At 62.9% G+C, this 19,232-nt stretch carries 15 protein-coding genes and 1 pseudogene; 9 read left to right on the top strand and 7 right to left on the bottom strand.

The genetic code is table 11. The annotated features are described in order from the left end of the window. The first annotated feature begins 167 nt into the window (after positions 1–167). From PBR20603_RS01235 to PBR20603_RS01215, 5 genes and pseudogenes are all read left to right on the top strand, one after another. Positions 168–884, top strand: a complete 717-nt coding sequence (locus PBR20603_RS01235) for a phosphonate utilization associated transcriptional regulator (protein WP_150557737.1) — start codon at positions 168–170, stop codon at positions 882–884. 117 nt (positions 885–1,001) lie between these two features. After that, positions 1,002–2,256 (top strand): annotated as a pseudogene (gene phnA / locus PBR20603_RS01230) (phosphonoacetate hydrolase). A 101-nt stretch (positions 2,257–2,357) separates the two neighbouring features. Beyond that, positions 2,358–3,812, top strand: coding sequence for a phosphonoacetaldehyde dehydrogenase (gene phnY / locus PBR20603_RS01225; protein WP_150557736.1), 1,455 nt, complete (start codon positions 2,358–2,360; stop codon positions 3,810–3,812). Between the two features lie 338 nt (positions 3,813–4,150). Beyond that, positions 4,151–5,959, top strand: a complete 1,809-nt coding sequence (locus tag PBR20603_RS01220) for a Na/Pi cotransporter family protein (RefSeq protein ID WP_150557735.1) — start codon at positions 4,151–4,153, stop codon at positions 5,957–5,959. After that, positions 5,919–6,467 carry a phosphonate degradation HD-domain oxygenase gene (locus tag PBR20603_RS01215; RefSeq protein WP_150557734.1) on the top strand — a complete coding sequence of 183 codons (549 nt, stop codon included), beginning with the start codon at positions 5,919–5,921 and terminating at the stop codon, positions 6,465–6,467. The genes PBR20603_RS01220 and PBR20603_RS01215 overlap by 41 nt, the downstream gene beginning before the upstream one ends. A 173-nt stretch (positions 6,468–6,640) precedes the next feature. Here PBR20603_RS01215 and PBR20603_RS01210 read toward each other — a convergent pair whose 3' ends face one another. From PBR20603_RS01210 to uvrA, 6 genes are all read right to left on the bottom strand, one after another. Continuing rightward, complete coding sequence (locus tag PBR20603_RS01210) at positions 6,641–7,624, bottom strand: hypothetical protein (RefSeq protein ID WP_150557733.1); 984 nt, start codon at positions 7,622–7,624, stop codon at positions 6,641–6,643. Positions 7,625–7,881: 257 nt separating this feature from the next. After that, on the bottom strand, positions 7,882–8,280 hold the full coding sequence (locus tag PBR20603_RS01205; protein WP_150557732.1) for a RidA family protein: 399 nt from the start codon (positions 8,278–8,280) through the stop codon (positions 7,882–7,884). Further along, complete coding sequence (locus PBR20603_RS01200; protein ID WP_150557731.1) at positions 8,277–9,257, bottom strand: threo-3-hydroxy-L-aspartate ammonia-lyase; 981 nt, start codon at positions 9,255–9,257, stop codon at positions 8,277–8,279. Before PBR20603_RS01200 ends, PBR20603_RS01205 begins: the two co-directional genes overlap by 4 nt. Next, entirely contained in the window at positions 9,254–9,928 is a 675-nt protein-coding gene (locus PBR20603_RS01195) for a helix-turn-helix transcriptional regulator (RefSeq protein WP_150557730.1), read from the bottom strand. Before PBR20603_RS01195 ends, PBR20603_RS01200 begins: the two co-directional genes overlap by 4 nt. Before the next feature lie 110 nt (positions 9,929–10,038). Further along, positions 10,039–11,067, bottom strand: a complete 1,029-nt coding sequence (locus PBR20603_RS01190; RefSeq protein ID WP_150557729.1) for an AI-2E family transporter — start codon at positions 11,065–11,067, stop codon at positions 10,039–10,041. A 53-nt stretch (positions 11,068–11,120) separates the two neighbouring features. Continuing rightward, on the bottom strand, positions 11,121–13,985 hold the full coding sequence (gene uvrA, locus PBR20603_RS01185) for an excinuclease ABC subunit UvrA (RefSeq protein ID WP_150557728.1): 2,865 nt from the start codon (positions 13,983–13,985) through the stop codon (positions 11,121–11,123). Positions 13,986–14,406: 421 nt separating this feature from the next. Between uvrA and PBR20603_RS01180 the strand changes: the two genes are divergently transcribed. The 3 genes from PBR20603_RS01180 (at position 14,407) to PBR20603_RS01170 (ending at position 17,222) form a co-directional block, all read left to right on the top strand. Beyond that, positions 14,407–15,630, top strand: coding sequence for an MFS transporter (locus PBR20603_RS01180; RefSeq protein ID WP_425495777.1), 1,224 nt, complete (start codon positions 14,407–14,409; stop codon positions 15,628–15,630). Positions 15,631–15,660: 30 nt separating this feature from the next. Next, entirely contained in the window at positions 15,661–16,179 is a 519-nt protein-coding gene (locus PBR20603_RS01175; protein WP_150557726.1) for a single-stranded DNA-binding protein, read from the top strand. 326 nt (positions 16,180–16,505) lie between these two features. After that, the gene (locus PBR20603_RS01170; RefSeq protein WP_217425935.1) at positions 16,506–17,222 is read left to right on the top strand and encodes an HD domain-containing protein; all 717 of its coding nucleotides are present in this window, start codon (positions 16,506–16,508) and stop codon (positions 17,220–17,222) included. Positions 17,223–17,300: 78 nt separating this feature from the next. Here PBR20603_RS01170 and PBR20603_RS01165 read toward each other — a convergent pair whose 3' ends face one another. Next, the gene (locus PBR20603_RS01165; RefSeq protein ID WP_150557725.1) at positions 17,301–17,774 is read right to left on the bottom strand and encodes an Lrp/AsnC family transcriptional regulator; all 474 of its coding nucleotides are present in this window, start codon (positions 17,772–17,774) and stop codon (positions 17,301–17,303) included. A gap of 160 nt (positions 17,775–17,934) precedes the next feature. On the opposite strand from PBR20603_RS01165, the gene PBR20603_RS01160 reads away from it, so the two are divergent. After that, a complete protein-coding gene (locus tag PBR20603_RS01160) occupies positions 17,935–19,206 on the top strand; it encodes a Zn-dependent hydrolase (protein ID WP_150557724.1) in 1,272 nt (423 codons plus the stop codon). Positions 19,207–19,232: the final 26 nt, after the last annotated feature.

Below are 19,232 nucleotides of genomic sequence, written 5' to 3'. Positions count from 1 at the left end.
CGTCGGATGTGTTTTGTTGACAATCTACAAACTGCTGTGCTTGAATGTCAAGCAACAAAAATAATCACGTAACGCCACAAATCGCCAAACGAACCTGCCTGAGCGGTTGGGTTCTTTGGGGCGGTGTTACGCGATAGCGTCAGCGTTCAGAGATAAGGAAGACCGGAATGACCTCCAAGCCCACGTCGCCCACCGCAATCGAGTTGTTGCAGAGCCAGTCGCTCACCACACTCGTGCAGCACGAGATCGAGCGCCAGATCATGGCGGGCACGCTGACGCCCGGCACCAAGCTCAATGAAATCGAAGTGGCCGGCCGTTTGGGCGTGTCGCGCGGTCCGGTGCGTGAGGCGTTTCGCGCGCTTGAAGAAGCGGGGCTGTTGCGCACCGAGAAGAATCGCGGCGTTTTCGTGCGAGTGATTACGCTGGAAGAGGCCGAAGAGATCTACACGCTGCGTGGCGTGCTCGACGAATACGTGGGCCGCACGCTGGCCGAGACCATCACCTCGGAGCAGCTCACCCGGTTGCGTGAGTCCGTCGAAGCAATGCATCGCGCGGTGGAGTCGGGGGACAGCGAAGCGTATTACCAATTGAATGTGTCGTTTCACGACGCGCTCGTCGAGATGGTCGGCAACCGCAAGTTGCTCGAGACCTACCGGCGGTTGGTCAAGGAGTTGAGCCTGTTCCGTCACGAAGCGTTGACGGGCGATACGACCGCGCCGCCGAAGTCGGAGCGCGAGCACCGCGACATCGTGAGCGCCATTGCCTCGCGAGATCCCGAGCGAGCGGCGCAGGTCACGCGCGAGCACTTGGCGCGCGGTCGAGCCCGCATTCGAGACGCGCTCTCTCGCGCGCCGGGTGCGCCGGCGCAGGCGAAGGCTGGCTGAGTGCCGGCTCACGGTCAGTGAAATCGTTGTCTTGTTGAATACCCGGCCGCCGCGCGAGTGTCGCATCGAAGCCGACGCCAGCGGGGGTCAACCCAGTTGCTCTTGAGGAGACCCGACGTGAACCAGCCCGTGCAGATCCAAGTGAACGGCCGCCAGTACCGGCTGCCGCAACAGCCAACTGTCATCGTGTGTGTCGACGGCTGTCAGTTCGAGTATGTCGAAGCCGCCGCTGCGGCAGGTGTCGCGCCGTATCTGAAGCATTTGCTCGCCGAAGGGGCGGTCTTCCAGGGCGACTGCGTCGTACCGTCGTTTACCAACCCGAACAATCTGTCGATCGTGACCGGCGCGCCCCCCCGCCGTGCATGGCATCTGCGGCAACTACTTCTTCGACCCGGCCGCCGACGGTGGCCGCGGCGCGGAAGTCATGATGAACGATCCGGCCTATCTGCGCGCAGGCACCGTGCTGGCGGCTGCCGCCGATGCGGGCGCGAGCGTCGCCGTGGTGACGGCCAAGGACAAGCTGCGCAAGCTGCTTGGCCATCGCATGAAGGGCATCTGCTTCTCGTCGGAGAAGTCCGATCAGGTCACGCTGGCGGAGAACGGTATCGAAGATGTGCTTGACCTCGTCGGCATGCCGGTGCCGGACGTCTACAGTGCGGCACTCTCCGAGTTCGTGTTCGCCGCGGGCGTTCGTCTGCTGGAGACACGCCGCATCGACCTGATGTATCTCTCGACGACCGACTACGTCCAGCACAAGTGGGCACCGGGCACGCAGGGCGCCAACGCCTTCTACGCCATGATGGACAAGTACCTGCGCCGCATGGACGAGCTGGGTGCTGTGATCGGGCTGACGGCCGACCACGGCATGAACGCCAAGCACGATCCGAAGACCGGCCAGCCCAACGTCATCTACTTGCAGGATCTGCTCGACGACTGGCTCGGCAAGGGGGTGGACGCCGGCGGTGCGCGCGTGATCCTGCCGATTACCGATCCGTATGTGGTGCATCACGGCGCACTGGGGTCGTTCGCCACGATCTACCTGCCGCGCGATGTGGAACGCGACGTCATCCGTCAGCGCATGGCTGCATTGCCCGGCATCGAGGTCGTGCTCACCAACGCCGAGGCATGCGCACGCTTCGAGCTGCCGCCCGACCGCGTGGGCGATCTCGTGGTCGTGAGCGATCAGTCGGTTGTGCTGGGCACGAGCGCGAGCCGTCACGATCTGACCGGACTCACCGTGCCGCTGCGCTCGCACGGCGGGATCTCGGAACAGACGGTGCCGCTGCTGTTCAATCGGAAAACCGAAGGCATTCCGGGCAAGGCACGGTTGCGCAACTTCGACATTCTCGACGTCGCGCTCAATCACGTCTAATGCCGTACCGCCAGGATTTGTCACGAGAAACAACGGCGCGCAAGCCGCAGAGCGTTGCGTCGCCGGGCCCCTGTCCCGTTGGATATGCTGTGGAGAACCCCATGAACGCGCCGCACAAGCTGCACCCCGAGTTCCGCGCCGAAGCGCTTCGCATCGGTGGCGAGAAAGTGACCCGCGAACGGATCATCGAAGTCTTCAATCCGTACACGGGCGATCTGGTCGGCACCGTGCCGAAGGCCTCGCTCGATGACGTGCGCCGCGCGTTTTCGATTGCCAAACAGTACCGCTCGACGCTCACCCGTTTCGAACGCGCCAATATCCTCGATAAAGCCGCCGCGCTGCTGCGCGAGCGTACCGCCGAGGCGGCCGCGATCATCACCATGGAATCGGGGCTGTGCAAGAAAGACGCCGTCTACGAAATCGGCCGTGTGGCCGACGTGCTCGGCTTCGCCGCCGGTGAGGCACTCAAGGACGATGGGCAGGCGTTCTCCTGTGACCTCACGCCGCATGGCAAGAAGCGTCGAGTGGTCACGCAGCGAGAGCCGTTGCTGGGGGCGATCTCGGCCATCACGCCGTTCAATCACCCTATGAATCAGGTGGCGCACAAGGTGGCGCCGTCGATTGCGACCAACAATCGCATGGTGCTCAAGCCGTCGGAAAAGGTGCCGCTCTCGGCGTTTTACCTGGCCGATACACTTTACGAAGCCGGTCTGCCGCCGGAGATGCTCCAGGTCATCACGGGCGATCCAATGGAGATTGCCGACGAGATGATCACGAACGAGAACATCGACATGATCACGTTCACGGGCGGCGTGTCGATCGGTAAGTACATTGCGTCGAAGGCGGGCTATCGGCGCATCGTGCTGGAGCTGGGCGGCAACGATCCGCTGATCGTGATGGAAGACGCCGATCTCGATCGCGCCACCGATCTGGCGGTGCAGGGTTCGTACAAGAACTCGGGCCAGCGCTGCACGGCCGTCAAGCGGATGCTCGTACATCGCGACGTCGCGGCACAGTTCACCGATCTCGTCGTGGAGAAGACCCGCGCATGGAAGTACGGCGATCCGGCCGATGGCTCGAACGACATGGGCACGGTCATCGACGAGGCGGCCGCCCGCCTGTTCGAGGCGCGCGTGAACGAGGCGGTCGCACAGGGCGCGCGGTTGCTCGTGGGCAACAAACGTGACGGTGCGCTGTACTCGCCGACCGTCATCGACCACGTCGACCCGAAGATGACCGTGGTGCGCGAGGAGACCTTCGGGCCGGTGTCGCCGATTCTGACGTTCGGCAGCATCGACGAGGCTATTGCGATGTCCAACGGCACGGCGTTCGGTCTGTCGTCCGGCGTTTGCACGAACCGCCTCGATTACGTGACGCGTTTCACCAACGAGCTTCAGGTGGGGACGGTCAATGTCTGGGAGGTGCCGGGCTATCGCATCGAGCTGACGCCCTTTGGCGGCATCAAGGACTCCGGTCTGGGCTACAAGGAAGGTGTGCAGGAGGCGATGAAGAGCTTCACCAACACCAAAACCTTTACGCTCCCGTGGGGAATCTGAAGCGGATTCCGGAGGCGTGAAAGGGGGCGTCGGCGGGCGGTGAAACCGGCGAAAAGGCAGCACTGCAAGGCCGGTCCAATCGCCCTGTCACCCTTACGCAACAAGGCTTAGCAGAATCAGGGCAAAAATTGTGACAAATTCATGACACGATTGTTGCGCTGGTCGTTTTGGTGTACGGTGTATCGCTTGGGGATACGCATGACGCGTGAACTTCATACGCATCCCGACGCCAGTGTTGGACTGACGCGGGATGCCGGTTTGGCAAACCAGTGGACGCGTCATGTTGGCGGCGCGAAGCGCTGCCTGTCCCGTCGACAAAAAGATCACGGAACACTGGCATGCTGACACTGCTCAACCTTCTCTCCGGCGTGGCGATGCTGATCTGGGGTACGCACATTGTGCGTACCGGGGTCCTGCGCGTCTACGGTGCCGATCTGCGGCGCATTCTCTCGCACAGCATTTCGAACCGTTTCCTCGCGTTCGCGGCGGGGGTGCTCGTCACGGGCCTCGTGCAGAGTAGCAATGCGACGGCGCTCATTGTTTCGTCGTTCGGCGCGCAGGGTCTGATTGCGCTGGCCCCAGCGCTGTCGATCATGCTTGGCGCAGACGTCGGCACGGCGCTCATGGCGCGAATCCTGACGTTCGACCTGCACTGGCTCTCGCCGCTGCTGATCTTCTTTGGCGTCATCTTCTTCCTGTCACGCAAACAGACGCGCGCCGGCCAGCTTGGCCGCGTGTCGATCGGGCTGGGCCTGATCATTCTGGCGTTGCAACTGATCGTGGGCGCCACCACGCCAATGACCGAGGCGGCGGGCGTCAAGGTGCTGTTCGGCTCGCTGACCGGCGACGTGATGCTCGACACGCTGATCGGTGCGCTCTTTGCCATGGTGTCGTATTCCAGTCTGGCGGCGGTGCTGCTGACGGCGACGCTGGCCTCGTCGGGCGTGATTTCTCTCAAGGTGGCGCTGTGTCTCGTGATCGGCGCGAATCTGGGCAGCGGCATGCTCGCGATGCTGACTTCGGCCGGGCAGAATGCGGCGGGCCGTCGCGTGGTCTTCGGCAGCCTCATCTTCAAGTTGATCGGCTGCCTGCTTGTGCTGCCATTCGTCGACTATGCGCCGAGGCTTGTGAACTGGCTCTCGGACGCGCCTGCGCAAGCTGTCGTCAACTTCCATGTGCTCTACAACCTGGTGCGTTGCGTGGTGTTCCTCGCCTTCACCGAGCCGATGGCGCGCCTGTGCGTTCGTCTGCTCGCCGAGAAGCCGGAGGCGGACGGTGTGACACGCCCCCGCCATCTGGACGAGAGCGCGCTGGAGATGCCGTCGGTGGCGCTGGCCAACGCAACGCGTGAAACGTTGCGCATGGGCGACATCGTCGAGCAGATGCTCAACGGCTTGCTCGAGGTGATTCGCAGCAACGACCTGGCGCGAGCGCGAGAGACGCGCCGGATGGACGATGACGTCGACCATCTCTACACGGCGGTGAAGATGTATCTGACGCGCGTGTCGCGCGAGAATTTGAGCGAGCAGGACAGCCGGCGCTGGACGGACATCATCTCGCTCACGATCAATCTGGAGCATGCGGGCGACATCATCGAGCGCATGGTCACGGAGGTCGAGGAAAAGAAGATTTCGCACAAGCTGTCGTTCTCCGAGGCGGGGTTGCAGGAAATCTGCGACATGCACGCGCGGCTCGTGACGAATCTGCAACTGGGGTTGTCGGTGTTCCTGAATACGGACCTCAAGAGTGCGCAGCGGCTCATGGCCGAGAAGGAGAGCTTCCGCGATCTGGAGCGCGCCTATTCGTACACGCACCTGAACCGTCTGGCGGGCCAGTCGGTGCAGAGTATCGAGACGAGTTCGTTGCATCTGGACATCATCAGCGACATGAAGCGCCTCAATTCGCTGTTCTGCTCCACGGCATACCCGGTACTCGACGACGCCGGCGCATTGCGCAAGAGCCGCATGCGAGACAAGCCGAAGGATGGCAAGGAGACGAAGGACATTAAGGCACCGAAGGAAACGAAGGTGTCGAAGCTGGCGGCGCTTGCCGATGTCGCGACGGCCGCTGCCCCAAGTTCTCGCGACGACAACGAGAGTTCACACGATGGCCCTGAGCCTGCCGGACATCCGCACCCTGTTCGATAAATTCGGTTCGCTTGCCTACAGCGGCGAGCCTGTCACCCAACTGGAGCACGCGCTGCAATGCGGCGCGCTAGCCGAGAGCGAGGGCGCCGACGAGGCGCTCGTCGCTGCCAGTTTCCTCCACGATCTCGGTCATCTGCTCAATCTTCAGGGCGAAACGCCCACGGAGCGGGGCATCGACGATCTGCATCAATACTTCGCGCTGCCTTTTCTGCGGCCATTGTTCGGCGACGCGGTGCTCGATCCGATTCGTCTGCATGTGGACGCCAAACGTTGCCTGTGCGCCATCGATCCCGACTACTTCGGCAAGCTCTCGGTCGACTCTGTGCGCAGTCTGGCATTGCAGGGCGGGGTGTTCAGCGATGAAGAGGCGAAGACGTTCCTCGCACGTGAGCACGCTGAGGCGGCATTGCAATTGCGGCGGTGGGACGACCGGGCGAAGGTCGCCGGCATGGCGACGCCGTCGCTCGATCACTACATGAAGGTGCTGGAGCGGGTGACGCTGCAGTAAGGGGGCGAACGGAACGTCCCGGGCCGTCTTATCGGGTCATTGTTGGATCGCTATCGGATCTTAATCGGATCTTTATCGGATCTTTATCGGATCTTTATCGGATCGGGCGTCGGCATGATGCTTGCCCGATCCGATGTCCCGACGCCATGTCTAGTGGCGCCGGTGTCGCGACGTTACCGCGGCAGACGCGCGCGCCATTGCGCAGGAAGCAGCTTCAATACCGCGGCACGCGACGGATGCCAGAACGCCGACAGTATCAACAGTGCGCCACCCACGACGATGGCGACCACCGCCAGCGACTGTGTGGCCGTCGAGGTGACCATCACGTTCAGAATCGCGCTGATCACATACAACAGCGACGACATCATGAGCGCGCGGCGGTCGATCACGAGCGAAATCAGGGTCAGCAGAACAAAGACTGCGATAGCGGCAATGGGGTAGTCGGGCATGATCGCCCAGAAAATCGGGTGCGTCACCATGCACGCGGCGAGCAGATGCAGCCAGAAGGCGATATCCGATCGGATGGTCGTGCGTTGCGGGTCTCGGGCGTCCCATCGCAGCGCCCAGGCGAAGATAGCCAGACCCGCGACGATATCCGCGACGCGCATGGCATCGATCAGGTTCTCGCCGAGAACCAGAACGAACAGCCAGGTCAGGCATACCGCGCCGCCAATGCCCATCGCGATCGTGACAGGCACGTGAAAGCGGCGCCAATACAACAACGTACCGATGCCGACGCCGGCATAGCTGAGGAGCAATGCGAACAAGAGTTGAGCGTTGAGCCAAAGTCCTTCGGTCTCGGGCGACGTGGGTGCGTACTCGCCAAGCCCACGCACCGCTTCGATGCCGGTGAAGCCGATACTGGCAAACGCGGCGATGAAACCAAAGCTATAGCAAAGCGCGGGCAATGCCATACGGCGGCGGCGCACGAAAATCTCGGACAGCGCCCAGAAAAGTGCCGCACTGATCAGCGCCCCGAGCCACGGTGGCAGTGAGGTTGTCAGCCACACAGTGCCGAACATGAGCAGGGCCGACGCCACAACGACGAAAACATCGTTGAAGCTCGTGATGAGCCGCATTGGCTCGTCATCAATCCGTTGCTGCGGCAAGTCTGGTGCGGCGGTTTGCTGGGAAGGCTGGATGTCGGGTGTTGTCATGATTTCGCTGTCGTCGGCCTGCGTAGCCCAAAGTGTATCCGTCGGACGATCTCGTCCGCGTAGAAATCCCGGGATATTTCACAAGTTACCGAGCCACTTTGGCGGCGTGCGAAGTGCCGCCAACGAGTTCTGCGTTGCCGGCAGCCACTGCCAGACAATGCGGCGTTGACTCAGCGCGCGGACTCGGATCGATGCCGACAGACAGGGGCGCGCAAGGGCGCCCCTGCCAGTGCCGCCACGTCCTTCGCGCGACGAGATTACCCTGCCAACGCCATCGCCTCGATTTCTACGGCCACACCGTGACTGAGCGCTGGCACGGGCACGACGGCGCGAGCGGGCTTTGCATCGCCTGCCCAGGCGGCGTAGACCTCGTTGAACGGGCCCCAATCGTCGACGTTCGCGATATACACGCGCACCTGCACCAACCGGTCGATGCGCGTGCCGCAAGCCGCAAGAATTGCCGCGACGTTATCCAGTGCCTGTTTCGCCTGCACCGCGAAGGGCGCGCCGACGAGGCGCTCGCCCTCTGGCGTGATGGGCAACTGGCCTGAGACGAACACGAAGCCGCCTGCGCACACGCCATGCGAGTAGTGGCCGCGCGGCGGTTGCAGCGTCGGCACGTTGACCGACTCGATACCCCGTTCCTGCGCGCTCATACGGCCTCCCCGAGCGTGAGTCTGGCGAAGCGCTCCATATCGACATTGCCGCCCGACAGGATGACGCCCACGCGCTTGCCACGAACATCCACCTTGCCCTGCAGAACGGCCGCCGCTGCCAGACAGCCCGTCGGCTCGACCACGATCTTCATGCGGCTCGCGAAGAACTTCATCGTCTGCACCAGTTCGTCGTCGGTCACGGTCAGAATGTCGTCTGTCAGCGAACGAATCACCGGGAACGTGTAGTCACCCAGATGCTGGGTTTGCGCACCGTCGGCAATCGTGCGAGGTGTCTCGATGTGTACGATCTTGCCCGAACGGAAGCTCTGCTGGCCGTCGTTGCCGGCTTCCGGCTCCACACCGAAGATCTCGATGTCCGGATTCAGCGCCCGTGCCGCGACTGCACTGCCCGAGAGCAGTCCACCGCCGCCGAGACACACCACGAGGGTGTCCAGCTCGCCGGCGTCTTCGATCAGTTCTTTGGTCGCCGTGCCTTGACCCGCCATCACATGCGGATGGTCGTACGGCGGAATCAACGTCATGCCGCGCGCTTGCGCAAGGTGCTTCGAAAGCGCTTCGCGGTCTTCCTTGTAGCGATCGTAAAGAATGACTTCCGCGCCATAACCGCGCGTGGCGTCGATCTTCATCTGCGGGGCGTCTTGCGGCATCAGAATCACCGCAGGCACGCCCAATTCGCGAGCCGACAGCGCAATCGCCTGCGCATGATTGCCCGACGAGAACGCCAGCACGCCGCCGCGCTTCTGTTCGGCCGTGAACTGCGAGATGGCGTTGTAGGCGCCGCGAAACTTGAAGGCCCCCATGCGCTGGAGATTCTCTGCCTTGAAGAACAGGCGGGCGCCGGTCATGGCGTCGGCGGTGCGCGACGTGAGCACCGGCGTGCGATACGCGGCCTCGCGAATCCGGTCATGGGCGGCGACGACGTCGCCATAGGTAATCGCCAGCGAGTGAGCGGTCATGATGAACTTTTCGGGTCTGAGAGGTAGGTGTAGACGGTCGAGCGGGCGATCCCCAACGCACGCGCGACTTCGGCGTGCGCGTGACGCAGGTCCAGCAAGCCGCGCGCTTCGATGAGACGGATGGCCTCGCGACGTTGTGCGAGCGTGAGGCCTTGCGGGGTCGTGTTGCGCTGCGCAGCAAATTCCGTGATGAGCGGGGAGATGTCATCGAGCCGGCGATTGGAGAGCGTCTCGCGTATCGGCGCCGGTGCATGGTTCGGCACGCTTACCAGTTGCTGCACGCTGGCCGCCGCAGCGGCGAGCATCGAAATGTCCATGTTCAGGCAGATGGCCGCAACGTACTCGCCGCTGCTGTTCTTCAACCCGATGGACGTGCTCTTGGCCGGGCGTCCATCCGGAAACCGGTTCGCATAGTTCGCAATGACTTCGGGAAACGCCGGATCGGCGATGCGCGCGAGGCCCATCTCCGTGACCGCGTCGCCCGGCTCACGCCCTGACAGGTTGTTGGAGATTGCCACGATGGCATGATCGGGATCGGTCAGGTCGTGCAGCACCACTTCGACGAGCGGCGCGAACGTCTGGCCGAGGGCTTCGACGATCTTGCGTCCTTCGCGCAGCAACAACGTGTTCTCGTCGAGCTTGCCCGTGGCGGGAGATTGGGTGGACTTCATGATGTGACATTATGTCATCTGATGACATAATGTCAAATTGCGCCCAAAAACATCGCCCGGTGTCCGTTTGCCTCGCGACGGAGGCTGCGCACAGCGGGCGACCGGGCCGCTCAGACGAGTTCTTTTTCCGCCAGTTCGCTTTTGAGGTAGCCGTAGTAGATCGGTGCGGCGACAAGCCCGGGTAGCCCGAATGCGGCTTCCATCACGATCATGGCGAGCAGCAATTCCCAGGCACGAGACTGGATCTGCGTGCCGACGATGCGGGCGTTCAGGAAGTACTCGAGCTTGTGAATGACGATCAGGAAGATCAGTGCCGTGATGGCGACGTACAGCGACACCGACAGACCCAGCACCACGATGAACGTGTTCGAGATCAGATTCCCCACGACCGGCAGCAGCCCGACGACGAACGTCACCACGATCATCGTCTTGCGCAGCGGTACGTGAATATCGAACAGCGGCAGCACGCCAATCAGAAAGATCGCGGTAAAGAGGGTGTTGATCGCCGAAATTTTCACCTGCGCGAATACGATGCGGCGAAAGGCGTCGCCAAACAGCGTGACGCGGCGGGCGAGCGCGGCCGCGAGCGGGCGCATGCTGTGCACGGGCCGGATTGTGGAGAGCGCGACGAGCGCACCGAGCACCAGCCCCACCACGATATGGATCATCGCGTTGAGCGCTTCCTTGCCGACCAGCGACATTTCTTGCGTGTGGTCTTTCAGATAGCCGGTGATGGCCTGGTGAATGTCGTCACTGTCGGCCGGCAGACGTGCGGTGATCCACGCGGGCAACTGCGCACGGGCCTGCTCGACGGCTTCCATCAGCTTGCCGTTGATGTGCTGCAAATGGCCCGCATCGCTGCGGAAGAACGTGATGACGCCGAAAATGAGCGCGGTCATCAGCGCGACGATCACCGCCGACAAGAGGGCAACGGCGACCAGCCGGGCGCGCTCGCTGGAGATGCGCAGTTGCAGGCGCGGCCCGAGCACATGCACGAGTTGGTAGACGACCATCCCCGAGAGCACCACGGAAAGCAGATGGATGCTCAGAATCAGCCAGAGGGCTACGGCGGCGAAGACATAGCTTGCCAGTTCGATCCAGAAGTTCCGATCCGGATTCCAGCCAGAGCGCGGTTCCATGCAATGACGTCCTTCAAAAAAAGCCCGGGCCGTGACGGTCCGGGCGATGCGGCTTACTTCTCGCGCTTGAGCAGCGGGGCGAGGTACTTGCCCGTGAAACTGGCCTTGTTCGCCGCCACTTGTTCGGGCGTGCCCTGTGCAATGATCTGTCCGCCGCCGGCGCCGCCCTCCGGCCCGAGATCGATCACCCAATCCGCCGTTTTGATCACGTCCAGATTGTGTTCGATGATGACGACAGTATTGCCCTGATCGCGCAGGCGGTGAATCACCGTGAGCAGCAGCTCGATGTCGTGGAAGTGCAGCCCGGTCGTCGGTTCATCAAGGATATACAGCGTTCGGCCCGTATCGCGCTTGGAAAGTTCGAGCGAGAGCTTCACGCGTTGCGCCTCGCCGCCCGAGAGCGTGGTGGCCGACTGACCGAGACGGATATAGCCCAGACCCACGTCGAGCAGTGTTCTGAGCTTGCGCGCCACGACCGGCACGGGCTTGAAGAACTCGTGCGCCTGCTCGACCGTCATGTCGAGCACCTCCGAGATGTTGCGGCCCTTGTACTGCACTTCGAGCGTTTCGCGGTTGTAACGCTTGCCGTGGCAGACATCGCAAGGCACGTACACGTCCGGCAGGAAGTGCATTTCGACCTTGATGACCCCGTCGCCCTGACAGGCTTCGCAGCGTCCGCCCTTCACGTTGAACGAGAAACGACCAGGGTCGTAGCCGCGTTCCTTAGCGGCAGGCACCCCGGCAAAGAGTTCGCGGATTGGCGTGAACACGCCTGTGTACGTGGCCGGATTCGAGCGCGGCGTGCGTCCGATGGGGGACTGGTCGACATTGATGACCTTGTCGAAATGTTCCAGCCCTTCGATCTGTTCATACGGCGCCGGCTCGGCCGACGACCCATAGAGATGGCGCGCGATGGCGTGGTAGAGCGTGTCGTTGATCAGCGTCGACTTGCCCGAGCCGGACACGCCCGTCACGCAGGTCAGCAAGCCGACCGGCAGATCCAGATTGACGTTCTTGAGGTTGTTGCCCGTCGCGTCGAAAATGCGCAGACGCTCCTCTCGCGGTGCATGACGCTCGGTCGGCACTTCGATGCGTCGCGCCCCCGACAGGTACTGCCCGGTCAGTGACTCCGGCGCTTGCTCGATCTGCTCGGGGCTGCCCTGTGCAATCACCGTCCCGCCATGAATGCCGGCGCCGAGACCCATGTCGACGACGTAGTCGCTCGCGAGAATCATGTCCTCGTCATGCTCGACCACGATCACCGAATTGCCGAGATCGCGCAGATGCTTGAGGGTGCCGATCAGACGGTCGTTGTCGCGCTGATGCAGCCCGATGGACGGCTCGTCGAGCACGTACATCACGCCAGTGAGGCCCGAGCCGATTTGCGACGCCAGGCGGATGCGCTGCGCTTCGCCGCCCGAGAGCGTATCGGCGCTGCGTTCCAGCGAGAGATAGTCGAGACCGACGTTGTTCAGGAACGTGAGGCGCGCGACGATTTCCTTCACGATCTTGTCGGCGATCTCGCGCTTGGCGCCGTGCAGCACCAGTTCATGGAAGTAGCCGAGCGTTTCGCGGAGCGGCAAGTTGCCGATCTCGTAGATCGCACGCGCCTGCGAACCCTCTCCGACCTTCACGAAACGCGCTTCGCGGCGCAGACGGCTGCCCTCGCAATCGGGGCAGGCGCGGTTATTCTGATACTTGGCGAGTTCTTCGCGGACCGCGACGGAATCGGTTTCGCGATAACGCCGCTCCAGATTCGGAATGATGCCTTCGAACGCATGCTCGCGCACCGACGTGCGACCCTTCTCGTTCACGTAGGTGAAGGGAATGGTCTGCTCGCCGGAGCCGTACAGCACGATCTTCTGCGTGGCTTCCGGCAGTTCCTCGAAGGCCGTGTCGACGTCGAAGTCGTAGAACGCCGCGAGGCTTTGCAGCATCTGGAAGTAAAACTGGTTGCGACGATCCCAGCCCTTGATCGCGCCCGAGGCGAGCGAGAGCGCCGGGAAGGCGACCACACGCTTCGGATCGAAGAACGTCATCTGGCCCAGGCCGTCGCACGTCGGGCATGCGCCCATCGGATTGTTGAACGAGAACAGGCGCGGCTCGAGTTCCTGCAACGAATACGAGCATACCGGGCAAGCGAACTTCGAGCTGAAGACGTGTTCCTTCTCGGTATCCATCTCCAGCGCAATGGCGCGGCCATCGGCCAGACGCAGCGCTGTCTCGAACGATTCCGCCAGACGTTGCTTGAGATCGGCGCGCACCTTCACGCGGTCGATCACCACGTCGACCGAGTGTTTTTCCGTCTTTTTGAGCTTGGGCAGGGCGTCGATGTCATAGACACGCGCCTTGCCCTCGTTGGCGGCGCCGCCGCCGGAGCGGATGCGAAAACGCACGAAGCCCTGAGCCTGCATTGTCTCGAAGAGATCGGCGTGTTCCCCTTTGCGATCGACGACGATCGGCGCGAGGATCATGAGCTTGGTGTCTTCCGGCAGTGCGAGTACGGCGTCGACCATCTGCGAGACGCTCTGCGATTCGAGCGGCAACCCGTGGTCGGGGCAGTAGGGGGTACCGACGCGCGCATAGAGCAGACGCAGGTAATCGTGGATTTCCGTGACCGTGCCGACCGTCGAACGCGGGTTATGCGACGTTGCCTTCTGTTCGATGGAAATCGCAGGCGAGAGACCTTCGATCAGATCGACGTCGGGCTTCTCCATCAGTTGCAGGAACTGACGGGCGTACGCCGACAGGCTCTCGACGTAGCGCCGCTGACCTTCCGCGTAGAGCGTATCGAAGGCGAGCGACGATTTGCCGGAGCCGGACAGGCCGGTGATCACCACAAGCTGGTGACGCGGCAAGTCGAGATTGACGTTCTTGAGGTTGTGGGTGCGAGCCCCACGAATACGAATGGTTTCCATTGACGGTTCCGGGTCGTCGCCGAGGAATCCGCGCGGCGAATTGTCGCGGGGCGGGTTCCGGCCCCCAAGAGTCCGAGTTTCCCGGGACGTCGGACCGTACCGGCGCGGCGTTGGCCGGCGTCGGCGCGACTGGCGGCGGGAGCGGTCGGGCGGGCCGCTGGGGGGGAAATCCGGGCGGCTAAACCTGCTAATATACCTAAGTTTGATTGCCGGGGCTGAACCCGCTGACAGGGCTGCTCCGGGGCGGCACACCGGCACGAGGCAAAAATGGGGACGAACCGCCCGATTTCCAGAGGCTGGCGCCCGAGCGCCGTCCGACTGCCATTGACACGCCTGCCGAGTGGCGGGCGTGCAGCGGGCCGGGCGGCAATCATCAGAAGATTCCGAGGCCGCACGCGCTTTTTCCATCTCTCAGGACGTAATGTCGACTGATTCCGTGACTTCCGCTTCCCCTGCCACGACACGCGGCCGAGGCGGCCGCATGACCCCGTTAGAAGTGCGCGCGAGTGCGTCGCTCGCGGGGATTTTTGCGCTGCGCATGCTTGGCCTGTTCCTGATCATGCCGGTGTTCTCTGTGTTCGCTCAGACGATTCCGGGCGGCAACAACACCTTTCTCGTTGGACTGGCGATCGGCATCTACGGTCTTACCCAGTCGCTGCTTTACATCCCGTATGGCTGGGCATCGGACCGGCTGGGTCGCAAGCCGGTCATCATCTTCGGTCTGGTCGTATTCGCGATCGGTTCGTTGGTGGCGGCGCTGGCGCATGATCTGACGTGGATCATCGTTGGCCGGGCGATACAGGGCGCCGGGGCGATTTCGTCGGCGGTCATGGCCTGTGTGGCCGACCTGACGAGCGACGAAAACCGCACGAAAGCGATGGCGATGATCGGCGGCAGCATTGGCGTGTCGTTCGCGGTGGCGATCGTGTGTGCGCCGTTCCTGTACCACTGGCTTGGCATGAGCGGTCTGTTTTCGGCGATCGGTATTCTGGCGGTGCTGGCGATTTTCGTGGTGTTGTGGGTCGTGCCGACACCGCCTGCGCATCCCAAGGCCGGTCCGGCGCCGTTTTCGGAGGTGTTGCACAACCCGGAACTGCTGCGTCTGAATTTCGGGGTATTCGTGTTGCACGCTACGCAGACGGCGCTTTTCGTGGCAATGCCGCGCATGTTGGTGGCGGCGGGCCTGCCGGTGGCGCAGCACTGGGAGGTCTATCTGCCGGTGATGGGCCTGTCGTTTGTGGCGATGGTGCCGGCGATCATTGCGGCCGAGAAGCGCGGGAAGATGAAGATCGTGCTGCTCTCGGCGATTGCGCTGGTGGCGATAGCGCAGGCGGCGCTGGGCGGCTTGCCGCCGACGGTGGCCGTGATCGCGGTGGTGCTGTTCGTGTACTTCCTGGGCTTCAACGTGCTCGAAGCGTCGCAGCCGTCGCTGGTCTCGAAGCTGGCGCCCGGGCAGCGCAAGGGCGCGGCCGTCGGTGTCTATAACACCACGCAGGCACTCGGATTGTTCTGCGGCGGGGCACTAGGGGGTTTTCTGATGACCCACTACGGTCAAAACGCAATATTCCTTACATGCGCAGCCGGAGCTTTCGTGTGGCTTATAATCGCCGCACCGATGAGGACGCCAGCGCCTCGTCAATCCTGATCGGATTTCAGCAATACCGGAGAAAGTTTTATGGCATCAGTCAACAAAGTGATCCTGGTCGGTAACCTTGGCGCCGACCCCGAAGTCCGCTATTTGCCGAGCGGCGATGCGGTCGCGAACATTCGTCTGGCGACGACCGACCGTTACAAAGACAAGCAATCTGGCGAGTTCAAGGAGATGACGGAATGGCACCGCGTGTCGTTCTTCGGCCGTCTCGCCGAGATTGTGAACGAGTACCTGAAGAAGGGCTCGTCGGTGTATATCGAAGGCCGTATCCGCACGCGCAAGTACCAGGCGCAGGACGGCACGGACCGTTACAGCACGGAAATCGTGGCTGACCAGATGCAAATGCTGGGTGGCCGTGGCGGCGAAGGCGGCGGTGGTGGCGGCGGCGGTGGCTATTCGCGCGGCGGCGGTGACGAAGGCGGTGGCGGCGGTGGCGGCTATTCGCGCGGCGGTGGTGGCGGTGGCGGCGGTGGCCGTCAGCAAGCCCCGGCCAAGCAGTCGGGTGGCGGCTTCGACGACATGGACGACGATATTCCGTTCTGAAGCCCCAGCCAAACGCTGCGAGCATTCCTCGCAGCCGATGTCATCCAAACCCCGTGTACGTTGCTGCGTAGACGGGGTTTGCCGTTTACGGCAGCGAAGCCGTCTTCCTGTGAGTCGGAATAGTCACATCACGCTTGCAAAGCCGCGCTGAAGCCGCCTAGGAGCGAGAAACGCTCGCCTGCCGCCAATAATGGCGGCACAAAGACCCAACGGACGGCAAGCGACCCCGCGTAGAATCGCGTCGACCGCCTCCGTCGCTGGCCTGCGTCGCTGTGGGGTGAATGGATCGCGAAAGACCCAACAGACGCACTGGAAATCGGATTGTCATGACTTCATCAACTACGTTGCTGGCGCAAGCCTTCTTCCCCTGCGGCGAGGTCATCGTCGCCGTGCTCGACACGCTGGGTGCGTCGGCAATGGCGCCTGAGCCCCAGGGCAACGACACTCGTGAAGACGGTTCGCACGACGTGTCGCATCTGATTCGTGTCTGGAAACTGGTGACGGAGATTGCCGCTGATGAGTCTTCCGTCGATCTGGAGATGCTGGCCGTGGCGACATTGATGCACGATTGTGTCCCGGTCGAAAAATCGGACCCGCGCCGCGCTCAGGCATCACGTCTCTCGGCCGAGAAAGCGAGTGGTATTTTGCGCACGCTTGGATGGGCTGCCGCGCGGATCGATGCCACGGCACATGTCATCGAAGCGCATAGCTTTTCGGCAGGTATCGCACCTCTGACGCGTGAGGCCTGCGTGCTGCGCGATGCTGACCGCCTCGACGCCATCGGCGCCATCGGCATTGCGCGGACGTTCTATGTCGCCGGCCGTACCGGCTCGCGTCTCTACGATCCGCTCGATCCGTTCGCAAAAAACCGCAGCCTCGACGACCGCCGCTTCGCGCTCGACCATTTCGAAACCAAGCTGCTTCGTCTGACCGACGGTCTGTTGACTGCCCGAGCCCAGCGTATCGGCGAGCAACGTATCGCAACCATGCGCGCGTACCTCGACCTGTTGCGCGACGAAATATCTCCCGGCGCCCGAGGATGACCCGCCAGGTCATGGGTTCCCAGATCCGGCATTGCGCCGGCGCATCAACCTTAAACTCCGCCCGCGCCGTCGCTGGTGTCAGTCCGGGGCGGCGTCCAGCGGCACTTCCAGCCCGACCTTCACGTTGCTCATCGAGACAAGTGTCTTGAAGCGCTTGACGTTGTTGCTCTCGAAGAAGAGGGCACGCGTGAGTTCGGTGTACTGGGCCATGTTCTGCACGACCATGATGACGACGAAGTCGCATTCCCCCGCGACGTAGTAGCACTGCTGCACCTGCGGACACGCCAGAAAACTGCGCCTCATGGCGTCAAGCAGGTCGAGCCGTTCGTTCTCGACTTCGACCTCGGTGATGATCGTGAGCGGGTAGCCGACGCTCGCCGGGTCGATCAGCGAGACGGTCTTGCGCGTTACCCCCTCGTCGGCGAGCTTCTTCAGTCGCCGGTTCACCGCGGCGGACGACAAATTGACCTGTGCGCCGAGCGCATGCTGGGGCGTCGTCGCGTCTTGCTGAATCGCCGCGAGCAGGGCGAGGTCGTAACTATCGAGGCTCATGATGCGCAATAAAAATTCGGTTCGAACGCTCAAAACGCGTTAAACCTACGCGTTCGCCGGAATAATATTCAGGCTGTCCGATGATACTCCGCTAGCGGCATCCCGCGAAGTCGGCCGCCGCCGGCGTTTGCCCAGACATCCCCGCCAAAACGACTGACTCATGTCCGAAACGAAAGCCTCCCCAGTCCTGCACCTGAACGGCCCGGTGCTGCTGCAGCAACTACGCGAACTAGGTGAGATCGGTGCCGATCCCGTTGCGGGGGGGCGCACCCGCGTCGCCCTCACCGATGCCGAGAAGGCCGGCCGCGATCAGGTGGTCGCCTGGATGCGCGAACTCGATCTCGACGTGCAGATCGATCGCATCGGCAACATTTTCGGCACGCTCCCGCCAGCGCAGAAAGACGCCTCTGGCGAGACGCCGCGCCCGCTCATGATGGGCTCGCACATCGACACCGTCGTCAATGCCGGTGCGCTCGACGGCTGCTACGGTGTGCTGGGCGGTCTGGCCGTCGTCCGGGCGTTTCGTGACGCGGGCATCGTGCCGTCGCGCCCGATAACCGTGGCGGCGTTCACCAATGAAGAGGGCGCACGCTTTCACCCGGACATGATGGGATCGCTCGTGCACGCCGGTGGCTTGCCGCTCGATGACGCGCTCGATGCCATTGGCACCGACGGCGCGCGCCTGGGCGATGAACTCGTGCGCATCGGCTACGCGGGGGAGATGACGCCGGGCACGCTTGTGCCGCATGAGTACCTCGAACTGCACATCGAGCAGGGGCCGATTCTCGAGGCGGAAGGGCTCGAGATCGGTGTCGTGGAGAATTTGCAGGGAATCTCATGGCAGCAGATCACCGTGCAGGGCAATGCCAATCATGCGGGCACCACGCCAACGCGCCTGCGTCACGATGCCGGCTATGTCGCTGCGGCTACGGTCGCCGAGTTGCGCCGCATCGCGATCGAATCGGGCACCACACTGGCGACGGTCGGCACGTTTCAGGTCGAGCCGGGCGTGATCAATGTGATTCCGCGCAAGGCCGTGTTCACGGTCGACATGCGCGACCCGGACGAGCAGCGTCTGGCATCGAGTGAAGCGCGGCTCTGCGCGTTCCTCGCGAAGATCGCGGAGGAAGAGGGCGTGCGCATTTCAACCGAACGCTTCGCGCGCTTCTCGCCCGTGGTTTTCAACGCCGAGCTGACCGACGTCATCGAGGCGAGCGTCAAGCGGCGCGGTCTTGCTTACAAGCGAATGACGTCGGGCGCGGGCCACGATGCCCAGATGATCGCGCGCATCGCCCCGGCGGCGATGATCTTTGTACCGAGCCGTGGCGGTGTCAGCCACAACCCGCGAGAGCATACCGACGACGACCAACTGGTGCGGGGTGCCGAGGTGCTGCTCGACGTCGTTGCACAGCGACTTGGCGTGAATCAGTAAGCCAGCCCCCTGAGAACGCAATACCG

This window comes from Pandoraea bronchicola (assembly GCF_902459805.1).
GTDB lineage: Bacteria > Pseudomonadota > Gammaproteobacteria > Burkholderiales > Burkholderiaceae > Pandoraea > Pandoraea bronchicola.
Note: the sequence above shows the minus strand (reverse complement) of the source record. Positions and strands in the feature narration are given on the sequence as shown.